This is a genomic window from Microbispora oryzae, from assembly GCF_017896165.1.
Lineage (GTDB): Bacteria > Actinomycetota > Actinomycetes > Streptosporangiales > Streptosporangiaceae > Microbispora > Microbispora oryzae.
Genome location: NZ_JAFCNB010000012.1, coordinates 37,356 through 54,408, shown reverse-complemented (window position 1 = coordinate 54,408; position 17,053 = coordinate 37,356). Strand labels below are relative to the sequence as shown.

Here is a 17,053-nt window from a genome sequence, read left to right as displayed (position 1 = left end):
CATGTGTATCCCTTCTCCCGCCTCTGACAGAAGCCACCGTGAATTCAGCACCCACCGGCGCGGCAGTCAATCGCTTCCGCGTTTACGGAAGGGCCGAAACGTCAGGCGGCCCAGGACGGGAAATGATTGATCCACGGCAGGTGAAATCGATTACCACAGTCGGACGCACCGGCCTGGGTCCGTCACGCAGGGGTGATCGCGAAATGCGAACCGGAAATCGACCGGAAATGAATGCCAAAAGAGATGAGCCGCCGCAGCGGTCCGTCTTTGAAAGATTCAGCTCCTGAGCCGGCCCGGCCCGCCGCTCGGTAGATCACCCGAAATGTTGCCGACACGATCTATGTATCCCGCCGAAACGATCTCTTCCTATCGTCGCGCCTGGCGTTCCGGGCATCCCGAAGTCGTTGCCCGGCATGTCCTGATCACGTGCGAGGACCACGGAAGAGATGAGGTACTGACGTGGGTCAACACGAAAGCGCGGGCGCGTCCGCACCGGCCGGCGAGCGCGCCGGCCCGGGAACGCTGAGCCGCCGATCCCTGATCGGGGGCGCGGGCACGGCCGCCGCGGGCACGGCGCTGGCCATGACGCTGGGCGGCGGCGTGGCGAAGGCCGCGACCACGACGAAGGAGCCGGGTGAGGCCAAGGACGGGAACACCGCCTGCCTGCCCTCGGCGAAGGACATCCCCCACCGGTCGCGACTGGTCGACTACGAGATCGTGGAACTGGCGGCACTGCTGCGCGCGGGCAAGGTGTCGAGCGTCGAGCTGACCCAGGCCTACCTGGATCGGATCCACAAGTTCAACGGCCCGTTCGAGACCTACGGCAACAACGGGCTGTACAACGCGTTCGTCAGACTGGACGAGGCCGGCGCGCTCGCCGCCGCACGGGCCGCGGACAAGCGCCTCGCCGCGTGCCGCCGCGGCGGTGAAGCGGTGCCGCTGCTCTACGGCATCCCCATGGGGATCAAGGACTCCGTGGGCGTCAAGGGCCTCAACGCGCAGAACGGCTCGGCGGCGTTCTCCGGCAACCTGGCGCTCCAGGACGCGACCGTGGTGGCCCGGCTGCGGGCGGCCGGCGTGGTCCTGCTGGGCAGCACGATCTGCTCGGCCTTCTCCGGCTCCATCACCGGCACCTTCGCCGGCAACGCGTGGAACGTCGCCTACGTCCCCGGCGGGTCGAGCCAGGGCTCCGGTGTCGCACCGGTGGCCCGGCTGGCGGCGGCCTGCATCGGCGAGGAGACCGGCGGCAGCATCATCATGCCGTCGGCCGCCAACGGGGCCACCGGCATCAAGCCGTCCCTCGGCACGGTCTCCGTCGCCGGGGTCATGCCGCTGTCGCCCGGCTACGACGTGCTCGGCCCGCTGAGCCGCAGCGCCCGCGACTCGGCGCTGATCCTGGCCACCATCCTCGGCCCCGACCCGGTCAACGACCCGCAGACCCTGTCGGCCCCGTCCCCGTTCCCCGAGATCCCCCTCATCCCGCGCCGGGGCCGCAAGCCGCTCCAAGGCATGACCATCGGCATCCCGCAGACCGACTGGATGAACGTCAACGGCTCGATCAAGGTCGGGGTGAGCCCCCAGTCCACGTACGGCGCGGGGCATCTGGCCGCCTTCAACCGCCTGGTCGGGCAGTTGCAGAGCCTGGGCGCCACCGTGATCCAGTTCCCGGGCCTGGACATGACCGACTCCTCGCAGAACCCCTATTTCGCCTCGTCGGACGTGCTGGCCACGGTGGACGGCTCACCCGTGTCCCCGTCCGCGGCGGTCGTCAACTCCAACCGGTACGAGGTGCGCTTCGCCGCCGCCGTAGCGGACTTCTGTGCCAGTGGCATCCCGTCGGCCGCTGCGGTGGCCACCCTGACCTCCCAGTACGGCCGCCGGGCGCCCGGTGAGCCGGCCGCGAGCTTCGCCGCCGCCGACCGGTTCAACGGCGGGATCTCCGCCGCCGTCCGATACGAGGGCGAGCAGCGCCGCCGGCGGCTCATCGCCAACTACACCAAGGCGCTGCGGGACCACAACGTCGACTTCATGCTCGTCATGTCGATCGGCGACGTCGTCGGCCAGCGATCCGGCGGCGCCGGCTTCCCGGTCTACCGGGCCTACTACCAGGTGCCGAACGCGCTCGGCTGGCCGATGGTCAGCTTCCCGATCGGATACGTCCAGGGCCTGGCGGCCTCCGCCCAGTTCTGGGGGCCCCGCTTCGCCGAGGCCGACATCGTCCAGGCGGCGATCGACTACCAGGACCGCTTCCCCGAGTATCACAACGCCGCGCCGCCGGACCCCGCCCCGCCGGCGACCCCGTCGCCGAACGCGCGATCCCTGCCGTCGTTCGAGGACGACGGCCCGAGCAACGACCCGATCATCGGTGAGGCCGAGGTCAGGGCGGCACTGGGATGAGCCTCAACACTCCGGCGCCGTTCCTCACCGTCGCCTACGGCACGCCGATCGCCATCGGGTTCCTCCCGCGTGATCCCAACGAGCAGAACGGACGTCTGCTGACGCTCGGCTGGCAGGCGAAACTCGGCACCTCGTTCCTTCCCTACGACCCCGAAGACGAGGAGATCGGGCCCTACGCGCCGTCCCCCAACCCGTCGACCTGACGCGTCCCCTCACCCGCCCGGCCCCGGACCGCACTCCGGGGCCGGGTCCCCCATCGGCTCAGGGCTTGACTTCACGTACACATGAACCGGCAACGTATAGCCGTGATCAAGCCACACGAGCGCCGCGAGCCGGCGCCATGAGCCTGTTCCTGCACGGCGCCGTCGAGGAGGTCGAACGGATCGCCGACCGCATGCGCCGCATCCGTATCGCCGGCCCCGGCCTGCGTGACCTGCCCTGGGTGCCCGGTGCGCACATCCGCCTGGTGGTCGGCGACCTCCGATCGCCGCGCTCGTGGCTGCGCGGGCTGCTCCGCACCTACTCGGTCTGGGACTACTCCCCTGACGGACGCCTCGACCTGTGCATCCTCGACCACCCGGCCGGAGGGCCGGGAACGCAGTGGGCACGGCGGGTGCGGGCCGGCGACCGGGCGAGCTTCACCGCGCCGGAAGGCCGCCTCGTGCTGCGTGACGACGCCCCTTATCACCTGTTCGCCGGGGACGAGACCGCGGCCGTCGCGTTCGGGGCGATGCTGCGCGGGCTCCCGCCGTCCGCGATCGTGCACGGCGCGCTGACGGCGGAGGGACCGGGCGACCGTCTTCCGCTGGCGCACGGCGACAGCGTCATGTGGACATACCGGCCGGCCGATCTCGTCGACGCGGTCCGTTCACTGGACCTGCCCGGCACGCCGGGCGTCGCCTACCTGGCCGGCGAGGCCCGCACCTGTCAGGCGGTGCGCGACCACCTCGTCCGCGAACGCGGCTGGACGCGCCGCGCCGTCATCGTGAAGCCGTTCTGGGCCCCGGGACGGCGTGGCATGGATTGACCGCCGGCCGGTCACTCCGGCCCCAGACGCGTGGCGACCGTGCGCAGCGCGTCGAGGAGGTCGTGCGCCGACGGCGCGTGATTCTGATCGACGAGCCACTGGGCCGCCATCCCGCCGAGGAGCGCCTGGTAGAACGAGCCGACGGCCATCGCCCTCTTCTCGTCCGCGTCCGGGTCGAGGCCCTCGAAGAGCGCCGCCAGCCCGAGTTTCGCCTGCCGATTGGCGCTCGCGAACGCCTCTCTGACCTCGGGCAGGCGGTCCATCTGGGCGACGAGCTCGAACTGGATGGCCCACAGGGGCCTGAGCCTGACGTAGGACTCGATGATCCGCTCCCACGTCGCCTCGAACCGCTGCGCGGGCGTCGCGCCGGGGGCCGGGGCAGCGGCGAGGGCCTGCTCGATCTCCCTGCCCCACTCCTCCATCGCCTCGATGAGAGCCGCGTTGAGCAGCGCCTTCGTCGATCGGAAGTGGTAGCCGATGGAGGCGAGGCTGGTGCCGGCGGCCGTCGCGATGTCGCGTGCGGTGGTGCCCGAATAGCCCTTCTCCAGCAGACAGCGCCTGGCTCCCGCGAGCAGGTCTTCCCGGTTTCCCATGCCCCGATCTTAGCCGATCACCGAACAAACGTCTTGGACATTTGTGCTAGACAATCGAATGAGACGTTTGTACAGTCCAGGTCATGACGAACATCCTGATCTCCGGCGGGAGCGTGGCCGGAGCCACGCTGGCCTTCTGGGCGCGCAGACATGGGTTCAACCCGACCGTCGTGGAGCGCGCACCCGCGCTGCGGGACGGCGGCTACAAGATCGATATCCGGGGAGCGGCTCTCGAGGTCGTCGACCGCATGGGACTGCTCGACGAGGTGCGCCGGCGTGGCACGGACATGCGGATCGCGCGGTTCGTCGACGCGAAGGGCAGGCAGATGGCGACCATGAGCGCCCAGCTCTTCGGCGGCCGAACGGGGGGCGACGTGGAGATCATGCGCGGCGACCTCGTCCACCTGCTGTACGAGGCGACCAGAAACGACGTGGAGTACCTCTTCGGCGAATCAATCACCGGGCTACAGGAGACACCCGACGGGGTGCGCGTCTCGTTCGAGAACGGCCCTCCGCGCACGTTCGACCTGGTTATCGGTGCGGACGGCCTGCACTCCAATGTCCGCGCGCTGGCCTTCGGTGCGGAGTCCCGGTTTCTCCACCACCTCGGACACCACATCTCGATCTTCACGGTGCCCAACCATCTCCGTCTGGACCGCACCGAGATGATGCACCCGGCCCCGGGCCGGAGCGTCGGGATGTACGCCACCCGGCAGGGCGACGACGCCAAGGCGATGTTCTTCTTCGCCTCGCCGCCGCGAGCCCACGAGCGCCGGGACCTCGGCCGGCAGAAGCAGCTGCTCGCCGAGGTCTTCGCCGGCCAGGGCTGGGAGGTCCCCCGCCTCCTCGACGCCATGGAGGCCGCGCCGGACTTCTATCTGGACTCGATCAGCCAGGTCCGCATGGACCACTGGTCGTCGGGCCGGGTGGCCCTCGTGGGCGACGCCGCGTACGGTCCCTCGCCCGCCTCCGGTCAGGGCACCAGCCTCGCCCTCGTCGGCGCCTACGTCCTGGCGGGCCGCCTCGCGCTCGCGGCCGGAGACCACACCGCCGGTTTCGCGGCGTACGAGCGCGAGATGCGGCCCTTCGTGGAGCAGAACCAGAGACTCGCCGCGAGCAACCTCAAGGGCATGGTGCTGAAGTCGGCCGCGCGAATCCGGTTCCAGATGCTGATGCTGCGGCTGATGCCCCGTCTGCCGGGCAGGGACCGCATGATCGAGCGGATCGCGGAACCGATCCGCACGGCCGCGACCGCCATCACGATCAAGGATTACCCGGCGCGGCCGGCTCAGCCTTCGTAGTAGACGTACAGCGGCTTCCAGGTGCCCGCGTAGAGACAGTTGAGCGACGGCTTCGACGCCTTGGCCTCGGCACACACCTTCAACTCGACCTCGTAGACGTTCTTGTCCGCGAACGCGAACTTCAGCGGCGTGCCGTACGAGCAGGTGCGGTAGTTGTGCTGCTTGAGGACGACCTTGCCGTTGGGCGCCGCGATCGAGACGCGGAAGACGGCCCAGCCGCAGGTCGAACGGCTGACGGTCCGGTCGGTGACGCTGCCGGTGACGGCGACGAGGGAGGCGGGAGCGCTGGGGTCGTCCTTCGGCGTCGCCCGCAGCGACCCGAGCGCCTTGGCCCTGCGGCCGGGGGCGTAGTACGTACCCCACTGGGCGTGCGGGGCCTGCGCGACCGTCGCCGAGGAAGCGGCGGAGGCGGCGGAGCCCGCGGAGGTGGTGGCGGCGTGAGCGGTGGCCGGGGCGAGGGCGAGGATGCCGGCAGCGAGTGAGATCGCAGTGAGGGCGCGGGGGGTGGTCATCTGACGGTCCTTTCGTCTGTCGCTGACCGCAGTCTGCGATGCCCCGCTTGCAACCGGCTTGCTCCCATATTTCACCGCCTCGACGGTCCGGCCGGAGGGCGGGGCACTATCCCCGCCCGACGCCGTTGAGCAGGGTGTCGACGACGAGATCGGCGGCCTGAGGAGGGTCGAGCAGGGGGAACCCGTGGGCGGCGGTGTCGACGAGGTGATCCAGCATGGCCCTGGCCCACGAGATCGGCACGTCCGCGCGGAGCAGCCCTTCGTCGGCCGCCCTCCGGAGGAACCGGTCGAGCCGGCCGCTCGCCTCCTCCCGGAGGACGTTCGCGTCCGGATCCTCGCGCATCATCCGGCGGACGTCCAAGGGCCACTCGCGGCTGACCGGGACGATGCCCTCGACGTACCGGTGCAACGCCACCGCCACCGGTGCCTCGGCTAGCCGGGCCTCGTCCATGACCCGGTTGGCGGAGTCGAGTTTCGCCCGGAAGACCGCCGTGAGCAGGGCCTCGCGAGTGGGGAAACGCCGATAGACGGTTCGCCGGTCGAGACCGGCCTCGGCGGCGATCGTGGCGATCGTGGTCGCCGGATCCTCGGCCAGCAGGCGGGCACCCGTACGCAGGACCGCGTCCAGGTTGCGCGCGGCGTCGGCTCTCATCACTCCCTCAGTGTACGCATGAGTGACAGATACTCGCTTGACAGCATCAGTGATGAGACATATATCTGAGCTATTGTCACATTGATGTGACAGTTAACGATGACTGGCTCGCCTCGATCAGGACGGCGAGCCGAGGGAGGAACAGGCATGACCAGGACCTGGCTCATCACCGGCAGCTCGCGCGGCTTCGGACGCGAGCTCGCGGAGGCCGCGCTCTCCCACGGCGACCGCGTGGTCGCGACCGCCCGGCGGCCGGAGCAGCTCGACGACCTCGTCCGCAAGTACGGCGACCGGGTGCGCCCGTTCGCGCTCGACGTCACCGACGCCGACGCGGCGCGGGCCGCCGTACAGCTCGCCGTGGACACGTTCGGGGGGCTGGACGTCGTCGTGAACAACGCCGGCTACGCCAACTCCGCGCCCATCGAGGAGACCCCCGACGACGACTTCCGCGCGCAGGTCGAGACCAATTTCTTCGGCGTCGTCAACGTCACGAAGGCCGCCCTGCCGATCCTGCGCGCGCGGCGTTCCGGCCACATCATCCAGTTCTCCTCCATCGGCGGACGCGTGGGCGGCTCTCCCGGCCTGGCGGCCTACCAGTCGGCGAAGTTCGCCGTCGAGGGCTTCTCCGAGGTGCTCACCAACGAGGTGAAACCGCTGGGCATCAAGATCACCATCATCGAGCCGGGAGCCTTCCGTACCGACTGGGCGGGCTCGTCCATGAACATCCCACCCGTCGGGCCGGATTACGAGGACACCGTCGGCGCCATGAACCGCCGGCGTGCCGGATTCGACCGCACGGCGCCCGGAGACCCGGCGCGAGCGGCACAGATCATCCTCGGCATCGTGGACCTCGACGAGCCACCCCTGCGCCTGCTTCTCGGGGCCGACGCGCTGGAGCTCGCCGAGACGTCGTCGCGCGCCCGCGCCGCCGAAGCCGCGCGGTGGGCCGAGCTGAGCCGCTCCGCTGAATTCCCGCCCGGCGTGTGAACACGGCCGCACTCCGGGCGCGGCTCCCGTGCGGGCGCAGGTGAACGGCCGAGGACGCGGTCCGGCCGGCCGCTACCGCCCGCCGCTCCCGCCGTCCGCGCGGGGCCCGGGCGGGATCCGCGCCGCGATCTGCTCACGCGCGTGCTCGCAGTCCGCGAACCGGTACGGACAGGCAAGAGCGTGCTCGATCAGATCCTTGGCCGCACGTGCCCGCGCGATCCGCTGCTCCAGCTGGGCGACATGGCGATGGAGAAGGTCACGGTGATCCATCGGGTCGGGCGTGGAGAGCAGGACGCGCAGCTCGCGCAGCCCGAAGCCCGCCTCCTTCGCCATCCGGATCAGCGTCACGCGGACCAGCGCGTCCTGTCCGTAGCGGCGCTGACCGCCCACCCGGCGCGCGGGCTCGATCAGGCCCATGCTCTCCCAGTAGCGCAGCACGTGGGCGCCGAGCCCGAACCGTTCGGCCAACTCGCCGATGGTCAGATCCTCACTTGACTTCATGTTCACATTAACCGGCACCGTTGAGCCATGATCAAGGCATCGATCGCGGTAACGCGAGTGGTCAACTCATGTGTGCTTCTCGAACTGGACGGTCACGCCGTGCTGACCGACCCGTGGTTCACCGAACGATGGTTCCTGCGCCGCGGCGAGCCGCTCGGACTGCGCGTCGCCGACCTGCCGCCGCTCGCCGCCGTCGTCGTCACGAACCTGGCCGCCAACCACTCGGATCTCCGCGCGCTGCGCGCGTTGGCCGGTCCGGACTCCCCGCCTGTGTACGTGCCCACCTCACGCATGGCGCGCCGGGCCGCTGCCCTGGGGTTCCGGCACGCCGAGCGCCTCCGCTGGGGGCAGGAACGCGAGGTCGCGCCCGGCCTGTCGATGCGGGTCGTTCCCGCGGGACGGACCCTGGTGTGGCCCAACAACGCCTACGTGTTCACCACCCCCGGTTGCCGCGTGTTCTTCGGCGGAGAGATCGCCGAAGTGACGCCGCTCAAGCGGTATCGAGCCGGGCATCGGCCGGTCGACCTGGCACTGCTTCCAGTGAACGGGCTGCGTCCGCTCCTCGGCCCGCGCCTGGTGATGGGTCCCGCCCAGGCGGTCGCGGGGGCGTCGGTGCTCGGCGCGAAAGCGCTGGTTCCCGTACACGACGCGCACGGGCGTGATCCCCTGTCGGTGCTGTTCCGCATCGCGGGCACCGCCTCGGACGCGGTGGCCCTGGCCGGGCCGGACCTGAGCGTCGTCGACCTGCCGACGGGCGAACGCCGGGTCCTGACCCTGTGAGCCGAGCGGCCGGCCACCGCGCCGGCCGCCGTGCAAATGTTCAGTCCAGGCTCACGTCGGTCCCCTTGGTGTGCGGGCCGACGGACTCGATCGGGCGTGACCTGCGGTAACAGCCCTTACGCCAGACGCCGAGCCACGATGTGACGCGCATCACATCTCCTGGCGACTGCCGCCCTGACCTGCAGATTCGCGCTATTGATCCTTTTTATGGTGGTTTTACCTCTTTGCACCCTTTGCGGAGTTATGTAGCCCCTTGGTAGTTTCCTTGCCCTGCAAGCGGCGCTCCCCACGGCGCCGCCGGCACGAACCCGGCCAGGCCGGGTTCAGAACTTGAACATCCACGATCGCCGGTGTCACGTCCTCTCCGCCCCCCAAGGCGCCGGCGATCTGCCGAATCCGGGCAGCAAGGAGCTCGGAACCGGGGAACCAATCGACCTTCGACGAAGGTCTGGGGTGAATCGGCGCGCCATGCGCCGTAGGGCGTCTTCCCTGCCCGAATCCGTCAGCTAACCCGGTAGGCGCAAGCGGAAGACGCAAGGAGAGATCCCTGTCTACCAACTCCCCCACTCTGCCCCGCATCACGCGCGTCACGATCAGTGGTGTCGCGCTCGCCGTTTCCGTCGGGGCATTCAGCGCACTGCCCGCGTCGGCCGCCTCGGGGACGGTGACGCCCCCGCCGCCGGCCCCGTCGGTCATCCCACCTGGGCCTGCCGCACCACTCGTCACCAGGGCGATCCCCAACGTAGACGAGGCCCCCGCGGCTGCGGCCCCCGCTGAGAAGAAGCTCACCAAGTCGGCCCTGCAGCAGGAGAAGGCGGAGCACGCCATCAGCGTGGCGAGAAGGCACCTCGGCGATCCCTACATATGGGGTGCCACGGGTCCCCGGGCGTTCGACTGCTCGGGGCTGGTCCAGTTCGCCTGGCGCAAGGCCGGCGTCAAGCTCCCGCGCACGACGTGGGAGATGCTCGACGCCGTGAAGAAGAAGGTCTCCCTCGCGCATCTCAAGCCGGGCGATCTCATCTTCACCAACGGCGGCGGCCACGTGGGCATGTACCTGGGGCACAAGAAGGTGATCAACGCTCCCCATTCGGGCGCGGTGGTCAGTGTCGACAGGCTCAAGGGCTACTGGAGGAGCAACTTCCTCACGGCCGTACGCCCCGGGGTCTGATCCCGTACGCCGACAACCTCGGACGGGGATGCCCTGACGCGCGCCGCCAGGGCATCCCCGCACCGTTTCTCTTATTCGGTTCCGTGACCGTAGCCACAAATACTTGACCGGACGTTCCAGATATCCGTACGGTACCGACATGGCTCGAATCAGGGAGTTCGACACCGAGGCCGCCCTGGAGGCGGCCATGTCCGCCTTCCGCCGGAGGGGATACGAGGGGACCTCGGTTCAGGACCTGGTTGACGCCACGGGAATTGGGCGCGGATCGCTGTACGCGGCGTTCGGCAGCAAAGACGGTCTCTACCTGGCGGTCATGGACCGCTACCGCGAGCAGTACGCGGTCCCGCTGATCGAACTTCTCGACAGTGGCGCACCCGCACGGGACCTGATCCGCGCCGTGCTGGTCGGCGTGGTGGACGAGGTCGTTCGCGACGGCGAGCGGTTGTCCTGCCTCATCGTCAGCGCCACGACGGAGCGACTGCCGCACGACCCCGAGGTCGCGAAGCGTGTAAGGGCGACGACCACGTCACTGGAGGACGCACTGGTCGAGCTGATCGGAAAGGCCCAGAAGAGCGGTCAGGTGACGCCCGAGCGCGACGCGAGAGACCTGGCGCGCTTTCTTCTGACGACCGTCCACGGCCTGCGGGTCATGGGCGCGATCAATACCGATCGAGGATCGCTGATGCGTGTTGCGGAGGTGGCCCTGGGCTGCCTCGACTGAGTTTTTCACACCCCGAATATGTAACGATCATTCAAGATTTTTGGTTGGCGGTGGAGGCCGCGACCGCGAAGGAGGCATCTTGGAGGACGACCGGCTTCGGCTTCTCTTGGACATCGAGGAGATCAGGCAGCTCAAGGCCCGTTATTTCCGATACATCGACACCAAGGATTGGGGCGTCTGCCGTGAGGTGTTCACGGCAGACGCGCGCATCGACATCGGCGGCGTCAGGACAGTCGACGAGTTCATCTCCGTCACCCGCGCATGGCTCGGGGACGCCGTGTCGGTGCACAGCGGGTCCATGCCCGAGATAGACATCACCGGCCCCGGCGAGGCCACCGGGATCTGGGGCATGCGCGACTACATCGTCTTCCCCGACGAGGGCGGCGCCCCGAGAGGAATGCGGGGTTATGGGCACTACCACGACCGATACCGGCGGATCGACGGCCGCTGGCGCATCCACACCACAAGATTGACCCGCCTGCGGATCGATCCGTTCGAAGGCGGCCTTCCCGATGTATGAGCTCTCGGACACATATACCGGTCCACGACTTCGGCACGCGGCCCGGACTCTGGAGGACGCATGAAAGCGGTAGGCGCCATGGCGTTCGGGGGCCCGGAGGTGCTCCAGGTCGTCGACGTTCCCGAACCACACGCGGGCACGGGTGAAGTGCGCGTCCGCGTACACGCCGCGGCGGTCAATCCGACGGACACGCTCATGCGTGCGGGCCTCACCTCTCTGCCCGGCGTGCTGCCTCCGTACATCCCCGGTCAGGACGCGGCCGGAGTCGTGGACGAGATCGGGAAAGGCACCGTCACCGATTTGCGGATCGGCGACCGGGTGATGGCCATGGTCATGCCGAACGGACCGCTCGGCGGCGCCTATGCCGAGTATGTGGTCCTGCCCGCGTCATGGGTGACCAGGGCCCCGGTCGGCACCGGCCACGCCGAGGCGTCGACCCTTCCGTTGAACGGTCTCACCGCCCGCCTGGCACTCGACCTGCTGGCCCTGTCACCCGGACAGACCCTGGCGGTGACCGGTGCGGCGGGAGGGTTCGGCGGCTACATGGTCCAGTTGGCGAAGGCGGACGGCTTGCGCGTCGTCGCCGACGCTTCACCGGCCGACGAGGACCTCGTCCGATCTCTGGGCGCGGATCTCGTCGTGGCCCGGGGAGACGACGTCGGCGCCCGCATCCGCCAGGCAGTACCCGAAGGTGTGGACGGGCTGGCCGATGGCGCGCTCAACGGGAGGCCCCTGGTGACCGCGCTGCGGGACGGCGGGAGCGTCGCGGCCCTCCGCGGCACCCACGCTTTCGGCGCCCCTGAGCGTGGCATCACCTTTCACGCCGTCTACGTCCCCGATTATCGCGGTCGCCGGGACAAACTCGATCAATTGCGCGGCCTGGCGGATGCCGGAGCGGTGACCCTGCGCGTCGCCGCCACGTTCGCCCCCGAGCAGGCCCCCGAGGCCCACCGCCTTCTTGAAGGCGGCGGCATCCGGGGACGACTCGTCCTCGAATTCTGAGGGCGCCCGCCGGCCGTACCGGCGCATCCGGGTGCCTTCTTTCTTCCGGCACGTCTCGGCACAACACCCGGAACGCAACCGCATCCGGCTCCACCATTGGGGGAAAGCACATGAAGAAGATCGGCATCGGCATTATCGGGGCGAGTTCGCCAGGATGGGCGGCGATCAGCCACGTCCCCGCGCTCAAGGCTCTTCCTGACTACGAACTACGCGCCATCAGCACCTCTCGCCGAGAGTCCGCCGAGCGTGCCGCGGCGGAATTCGGCGTGCCGGCGGCCTTCGACGACCACAGGGACCTGATCGCCCATCCAGATGTCGATCTGGTGGTGGTGGCGGTGAAGGTGACCCACCACCACGCTCTCGTCTCGGCGGCGCTGGAGGCCGGAAAGATGGTCTACAGCGAATGGCCGTTGGGAGTGAATCTTTCTGAGGCGGCCGATCTGGCCGAGCGGGCCCGGGCCGCGGGCGTCCGGACCGTGATCGGGCTGCAGGCCCGCTTCTCCCCGGTGGTCCGTTACGCGCGTGACCTGGTCGCGGACGGTTACGTCGGCCGGGTGCTCGGCACGGCGATGATCGGGTCGGGGCTTTCCTGGGGGCCGGAAACCGACCGCGCCCACGCCTACATCTTCGACGCGGCCAACGGAGCGACACTTTTGACCGCGGCGGGCCTGCACGCCCTTGAGGCGCTCAACTTCGCACTGGGAGACTTCGCCCGTGTCTCGGCCAACCTCGTCAACGGCCGCAAGGAAGTCCAGGTGGTGGATGAGGGGACCACGATTCCAGTGACGACGGCCGACCAACTGTCCGTCACGGGGACACTGGACGGCGGCGCGGCCGTGTCCTTCTTCTACCGCGGCGGCTTCTCGCGGGGAAACAACCTGCGTTGGGAGATCAACGGCACCGAGGGCGATCTCGTCCTGACCGCGCCAGGCGTCAACGGGAACCTGCAGGTGGCGGACATGAGACTGGAAGGGGGTCGAGGCGGCGACACCGCCGTCGCCGAGCTCGTCGTGCCAGATCGTTACTTCGATCCGATCCCCCGCGCCCTGCCAGCACTCACGCAGAATGTCGCGCAGACCTACGCGGCCCTCGCGAAGGACCTTCGCAACGGCACCGACACCGTCCCCGGCTTCGACTACGCCCTCGCGCGGCACCGGCTCGTTGACGCGATCGAGCGCGCTTCCCGGACGGGATCCGTCCAGGGCCTCATCCGAGAGTGGCCCACAGAACCGATCAGCGAGCCGGGCTGAGGGACGGGTTTCCGCGGGTATCGGCCGCCGATCACGGATGACGCTCGGCGTAAGGATCGGCATACCGATGTGTAGATTGCTTGACGGCCTCGCGAATCGGTCGCATAGCCGGCCCGGCGACGTAATACCTTCCCCTCGCCTGCCCCTGAGGCTCCAACCAGCGCAGCCGGCACATCTCTCGAATGTCTCGGCGACTCGCTCGTCGAGGCCGTCGGCGACTGCGGCGTCCGAGAGAGCGACGCATGCCCGGCTCAACAGATCCACCCCGCGTTTCGCCTGCTGAGCCTGTAGGTGGTGGGCACGCAAGCAGAATTTCATCCATGGGCGCGTATCACGCTCGGGGCTCCATACGGCGCCTCCCACGTCCTCCAATATTTTGTGATAGGCGTAGGTGTTCCGCCCATGGGTGAATCTTCACCAGGTTCAGGTGTGCCATTGACGCCCGGACGTGAACCGGAGAATCCCGATCCCCCTCATTGAGCCACTGGATCAATTCCTGCATGAGCGCTGGGACCAGTCCGTGCTCCGGCCCGGTGTATGCCGGCACGGCAGGATCATCAGGACTCGTAACATGGACAGGCCCCTGACGCAATCGACCTGGCCGCTTGTTCGGATGATGCTCCTGAATCATGGAATGCAGGACATTTATCAGACCCAAGTCGTAGCCGAACTCCTCGCCGGCATCAGACAGCGCCTGAATGTAAGTCATGGCGCGCTGGTGGCCCTCCAGCTCCCTGCGCGTCGCGTCGCTCGTTTCGAGCGGAACTTCTCCGGCCATGGGCGCCTCAACATCCTCGACCGACGCCGCATGACTTCGATCGTGTTGGAGCCGACAATCGCCCTGGCAGTAAGGCGGGGCACGTGCTCGCCCACGCTGCCCGCGCCGGGGGCCACTGCTCGTCGGTCGCCGGACGATCGATCTCTCGAAGCCCCACCACCCCGTCTGCGCACAGGCGGCGAAACGGGCGGCCTCGTCGCCGGAGACACCAGGACATCGACGATGGAAGTTTCATCGCGGGCGTCAACGGCAGCCGCCGCCTCTTCCCTGGTCAAAACCGAAGAAATGGACGGCCGCCGGCGAGAGGCTCGCGAGGAGAAGGCAAGCTCCTTGACATATCTCATGACGTCATATTTGCTCCGCTTCACCACCACCAATTTCGGTCGCCCGGTAGAGAGGAGAACTTGGCCGCCCCCGTCACTGTTAGCGATAACATGGCGCCGGCTCCACGCCAGGCGGAACTGATTGGGATCGGCAGATCCCAGCACAGGCCGGCAAGCGCCGTGCTGACGCTAACGGGAAGCTGAACTCGCCCTGCTCTTCTGCAGCAGGGAAGGGGCGAGCACGCATACGCCGACGACGGTCGGTCGCCGCGCCGCTCCGGGTCGACTGACGGTGGGCTCACTTAGCGTTCGAATCCGTCCGGGGAGACCGGCTTGGCCGGCAATGCACATGCCGGCTGACGACGCTCCACCAGGTGAAGAAAAACAAATGGATTCTCTATCGATGAAAGTCGATTTTCGAACCGCCAAGGGAGTTGCGTGAAGTTGAGACCGAGATCCATGTTCGCCACTATCACGGCCGCCGCGCTGCTCGTCCTGGGTACGGGACGAATGGCGCTGAGCGACAGCCTGAGCGCGACGACGTCGTCCTCGACCAATGCCGTCGCAGCGGCGACCGCCGGATGCGGCAAGACACCGACGCTGAGAAGCGGTGCGCAGACGATTACAACCAGCGGCAAGAATCGCAGCTGGATTCTCCGGATTCCCGACAACTACGACAGCAGCCGCCCCTACCGGTTGATCATGGCGTATCACTGGTTGAACGGCACCGCCCAGATCGTCGACTCGGGCGGGTCGGACGGAGCCGTCTGGGCCTACTACGGGCTCAAGCAGCTCTCCAACAACAGCACGATCTTCATCGCGCCCCAGGGCATCAACAACGGCTGGGGCAACACCAACGGTGAAGACCTGACCTTCACCGACGACGTGCTGAAGCGTGTCGAGGGCGATCTCTGTGTCGACACGACGCAGCGCTTCGCCCTGGGGTGGAGCTACGGCGGCGCGATGAGCTTCGCGGTCGCGTGTGCCCGGCCGACGGTCTTCCGTGCGGTCGCGGTCTACTCCGGCGCGCAGCTCAGCGGATGCAGCGGCGGCACGCAGCCCGTCGCGTACATGGGCATCCACGGCATCCACGACTCGGTGCTCAACATTTCCAACGGACGGTCGCTCCGTGACAGGTTCGTCGCGAACAACGGCTGCACCCCCATGAACCCGCGGGAGCCCTCGCAGGGCAGCCTGACGCACATCATCACCGCCTACTCGGGCTGCCGGGCCGGGTACCCGGTCGTGTGGGCCGCGTTCGACGGTGATCACACGCCCTCTCCGAACGATGGTTCCACCTCCACCAGCGGCGCCAGGACCTGGACTTCGGGAGAGGTCTGGAAGTTCTTCACGCAGTTCCAGTCCGGTCCGACGACATCTCCTTCCGCCTCCCCGTCCCAGTCCCCGTCGGCGTCGCCTTCCGCTTCGCCCTCGGCGTCACCTTCCGCCTCGCCGTCCGCCTCGCCGTCCACCTCGCCCACCGGCGGATCTGGCGCCTGCCGCGTCAGCGCGACCGTCAACGCCTGGAACAACGGCCTGACGGAGAACTTCAGCATCACCAACACCGGCTCCTCCGCCATCAACGGTTGGTCGCTGGTCTTCACCCTCCCCGGCGGACAGACCATCACCAACGGGTGGAACGCCACCTACTCGCCCACCAGTGGCCAGGTAACCGCGACGAACGTCAGCTACAACGGCTCGCTGGCGCCCGGAGCCACCACTGAGATCGGCTTCCAGGCCACTCACACCGGCAACGCCGCCAAGCCCTCGGCGTTCACCCTCAACGGAAGCCCCTGCACCGTCGCCTGATCAACGAGATTCACCCGGGGGTGGCGCCCGCTCGGGCGCCACCCCCGGCCCTTCTCGGACCCCCCTCGGCGCGTACGGATGGCAGGGGAGCCACCTCACGGCCTGATGCCTTCGGGGAACCCGGTCCAGCGGAGGTCGCGCGGGAGGTGGCTCGTGTCGTTGAACATCACGATTGTGGGCGGCAGGCCGTCGCGGTACTCGATGACCGTCAGCGCGGCGTTGGCACTGTTCAACCCGAGCCATCGGGCCGGCGGCGCGTCCAGTGCGTGCCGCACCAGCCACGCGATCGGGTAGGCGTGCGTCACCAGGACCTCATGTGTGCCGGGCCGGCTCCCTTTCGCGGTCGCGTCGGTGACCTTCGCGAACCGGGCGACCAGGGCCTCGGCCAGCCTCTGCCCCGACGCCGCCTCGGTCTCGTCGTAGCCGTCGAAGAAGCCGACCCACGATGGGGGCGTTTCGGCCACGCTGGGAACGTAGGGCACATGGTCGACGAGTTCGGCGGCCTCTGCCACGGGCGCGTTCGGCAGATGACGGGCGAGCTCGTACGCGCTTGCTGTGGCACGCGGTAGCGGAGAGTGCCACACGGCGTCGACCGGCACTCCGGCGAGTCGTTCGCCCAGCAGGCCCGCCTGCCGGCGCCCGATGTCGGTGAGTTCCCCGAACGCGTCCGCCGCGCCGTGACGTGCCAGGTAAAGGCGTCGAGTGGTCATGCGTAGCTTGGGAGCGGGGTCC

The 17,053-nt window shown here is 68.6% G+C and carries 18 protein-coding genes and 1 riboswitch; of the genes, 12 read left to right on the top strand and 6 right to left on the bottom strand.

Translation table 11 applies throughout. The features are described from left to right. Positions 1 to 459 precede the first annotated feature (459 nt). From JOL79_RS21450 to JOL79_RS21440, 3 genes are all read left to right on the top strand, one after another. Positions 460 to 2,397: an amidase gene (locus JOL79_RS21450; protein ID WP_210157665.1), complete on the top strand. Its 1,938-nt coding sequence runs from the start codon at positions 460 to 462 to the stop codon at positions 2,395 to 2,397. Next, a complete protein-coding gene (locus tag JOL79_RS21445) occupies positions 2,394 to 2,600 on the top strand; it encodes a hypothetical protein (RefSeq protein WP_210157664.1) in 207 nt (68 codons plus the stop codon). The genes JOL79_RS21450 and JOL79_RS21445 overlap by 4 nt, the downstream gene beginning before the upstream one ends. 137 nt (positions 2,601 to 2,737) lie before the next feature. After that, positions 2,738 to 3,424, top strand: coding sequence for a siderophore-interacting protein (locus JOL79_RS21440; RefSeq protein WP_210157663.1), 687 nt, complete (start codon positions 2,738 to 2,740; stop codon positions 3,422 to 3,424). Between the two features lie 11 nt (positions 3,425 to 3,435). Here the strand turns inward: JOL79_RS21440 and JOL79_RS21435 are convergent, their stop codons facing one another. After that, the gene (locus tag JOL79_RS21435) at positions 3,436 to 4,017 is read right to left on the bottom strand and encodes a TetR/AcrR family transcriptional regulator (RefSeq protein WP_210157662.1); all 582 of its coding nucleotides are present in this window, start codon (positions 4,015 to 4,017) and stop codon (positions 3,436 to 3,438) included. 83 nt (positions 4,018 to 4,100) lie between these two features. Here JOL79_RS21435 and JOL79_RS21430 point away from each other — a divergent pair, with 83 nt between their 5' ends. Next, entirely contained in the window at positions 4,101 to 5,318 is a 1,218-nt protein-coding gene (locus JOL79_RS21430; RefSeq protein WP_210157661.1) for an FAD-dependent monooxygenase, read from the top strand. Here the strand turns inward: JOL79_RS21430 and JOL79_RS21425 are convergent. Both JOL79_RS21425 and JOL79_RS21420 read right to left on the bottom strand, forming a co-directional pair. Continuing rightward, positions 5,306 to 5,830, bottom strand: coding sequence for a hypothetical protein (locus JOL79_RS21425; RefSeq protein ID WP_210157660.1), 525 nt, complete (start codon positions 5,828 to 5,830; stop codon positions 5,306 to 5,308). The two genes, JOL79_RS21430 and JOL79_RS21425, sit on opposite strands and share 13 nt — an antisense overlap. Before the next feature lie 106 nt (positions 5,831 to 5,936). Next, positions 5,937 to 6,482 (bottom strand): TetR/AcrR family transcriptional regulator, encoded by a 546-nt coding sequence (locus JOL79_RS21420; RefSeq protein WP_230985220.1) that lies wholly within the window; start codon positions 6,480 to 6,482, stop codon positions 5,937 to 5,939. Positions 6,483 to 6,629: 147 nt separating this feature from the next. Here JOL79_RS21420 and JOL79_RS21415 point away from each other — a divergent pair, with 147 nt between their 5' ends. Then, a complete protein-coding gene (locus JOL79_RS21415) occupies positions 6,630 to 7,469 on the top strand; it encodes an oxidoreductase (protein WP_210157658.1) in 840 nt (279 codons plus the stop codon). 72 nt (positions 7,470 to 7,541) lie between these two features. Here JOL79_RS21415 and JOL79_RS21410 read toward each other — a convergent pair whose 3' ends face one another. Next, complete coding sequence (locus tag JOL79_RS21410) at positions 7,542 to 7,970, bottom strand: MerR family transcriptional regulator (protein ID WP_210157657.1); 429 nt, start codon at positions 7,968 to 7,970, stop codon at positions 7,542 to 7,544. Between the two features lie 27 nt (positions 7,971 to 7,997). Here JOL79_RS21410 and JOL79_RS21405 point away from each other — a divergent pair, with 27 nt between their 5' ends. The 6 genes from JOL79_RS21405 to JOL79_RS21380 all read left to right on the top strand — a co-directional run bounded on the left by JOL79_RS21405 (position 7,998) and on the right by JOL79_RS21380 (position 13,411). Further along, positions 7,998 to 8,750 carry an MBL fold metallo-hydrolase gene (locus JOL79_RS21405; RefSeq protein ID WP_210157656.1) on the top strand — a complete coding sequence of 251 codons (753 nt, stop codon included), beginning with the start codon at positions 7,998 to 8,000 and terminating at the stop codon, positions 8,748 to 8,750. A gap of 378 nt (positions 8,751 to 9,128) precedes the next feature. Then, positions 9,129 to 9,286, top strand: a riboswitch (cyclic di-AMP (ydaO/yuaA leader). Positions 9,287 to 9,414: 128 nt separating this feature from the next. Then, the gene (locus tag JOL79_RS34230) at positions 9,415 to 9,918 is read left to right on the top strand and encodes a C40 family peptidase (protein WP_210157655.1); all 504 of its coding nucleotides are present in this window, start codon (positions 9,415 to 9,417) and stop codon (positions 9,916 to 9,918) included. Positions 9,919 to 10,057: 139 nt separating this feature from the next. After that, positions 10,058 to 10,639, top strand: a complete 582-nt coding sequence (locus JOL79_RS21395) for a TetR/AcrR family transcriptional regulator (RefSeq protein ID WP_210157654.1) — start codon at positions 10,058 to 10,060, stop codon at positions 10,637 to 10,639. A gap of 79 nt (positions 10,640 to 10,718) precedes the next feature. Next, positions 10,719 to 11,159: a nuclear transport factor 2 family protein gene (locus tag JOL79_RS21390; RefSeq protein ID WP_210157653.1), complete on the top strand. Its 441-nt coding sequence runs from the start codon at positions 10,719 to 10,721 to the stop codon at positions 11,157 to 11,159. Between the two features lie 60 nt (positions 11,160 to 11,219). Then, positions 11,220 to 12,161 (top strand): NADP-dependent oxidoreductase, encoded by a 942-nt coding sequence (locus tag JOL79_RS21385; RefSeq protein ID WP_210157652.1) that lies wholly within the window; start codon positions 11,220 to 11,222, stop codon positions 12,159 to 12,161. Between the two features lie 110 nt (positions 12,162 to 12,271). Beyond that, the gene (locus JOL79_RS21380) at positions 12,272 to 13,411 is read left to right on the top strand and encodes a Gfo/Idh/MocA family protein (RefSeq protein ID WP_210157651.1); all 1,140 of its coding nucleotides are present in this window, start codon (positions 12,272 to 12,274) and stop codon (positions 13,409 to 13,411) included. Between the two features lie 331 nt (positions 13,412 to 13,742). On the opposite strand, the gene JOL79_RS35855 is transcribed toward JOL79_RS21380, so the two are convergent. Further along, on the bottom strand, positions 13,743 to 14,042 hold the full coding sequence (locus JOL79_RS35855; RefSeq protein WP_372446800.1) for a Fic family protein: 300 nt from the start codon (positions 14,040 to 14,042) through the stop codon (positions 13,743 to 13,745). A 929-nt stretch (positions 14,043 to 14,971) separates the two neighbouring features. Here JOL79_RS35855 and JOL79_RS34225 point away from each other — a divergent pair. Beyond that, positions 14,972 to 16,321 carry a CE1 family esterase gene (locus JOL79_RS34225; RefSeq protein WP_230985200.1) on the top strand — a complete coding sequence of 450 codons (1,350 nt, stop codon included), beginning with the start codon at positions 14,972 to 14,974 and terminating at the stop codon, positions 16,319 to 16,321. 95 nt (positions 16,322 to 16,416) lie between these two features. Here the strand turns inward: JOL79_RS34225 and JOL79_RS21365 are convergent, their stop codons facing one another. Continuing rightward, positions 16,417 to 17,031, bottom strand: a complete 615-nt coding sequence (locus JOL79_RS21365) for a histidine phosphatase family protein (RefSeq protein ID WP_210157649.1) — start codon at positions 17,029 to 17,031, stop codon at positions 16,417 to 16,419. Positions 17,032 to 17,053 lie beyond the last annotated feature (22 nt).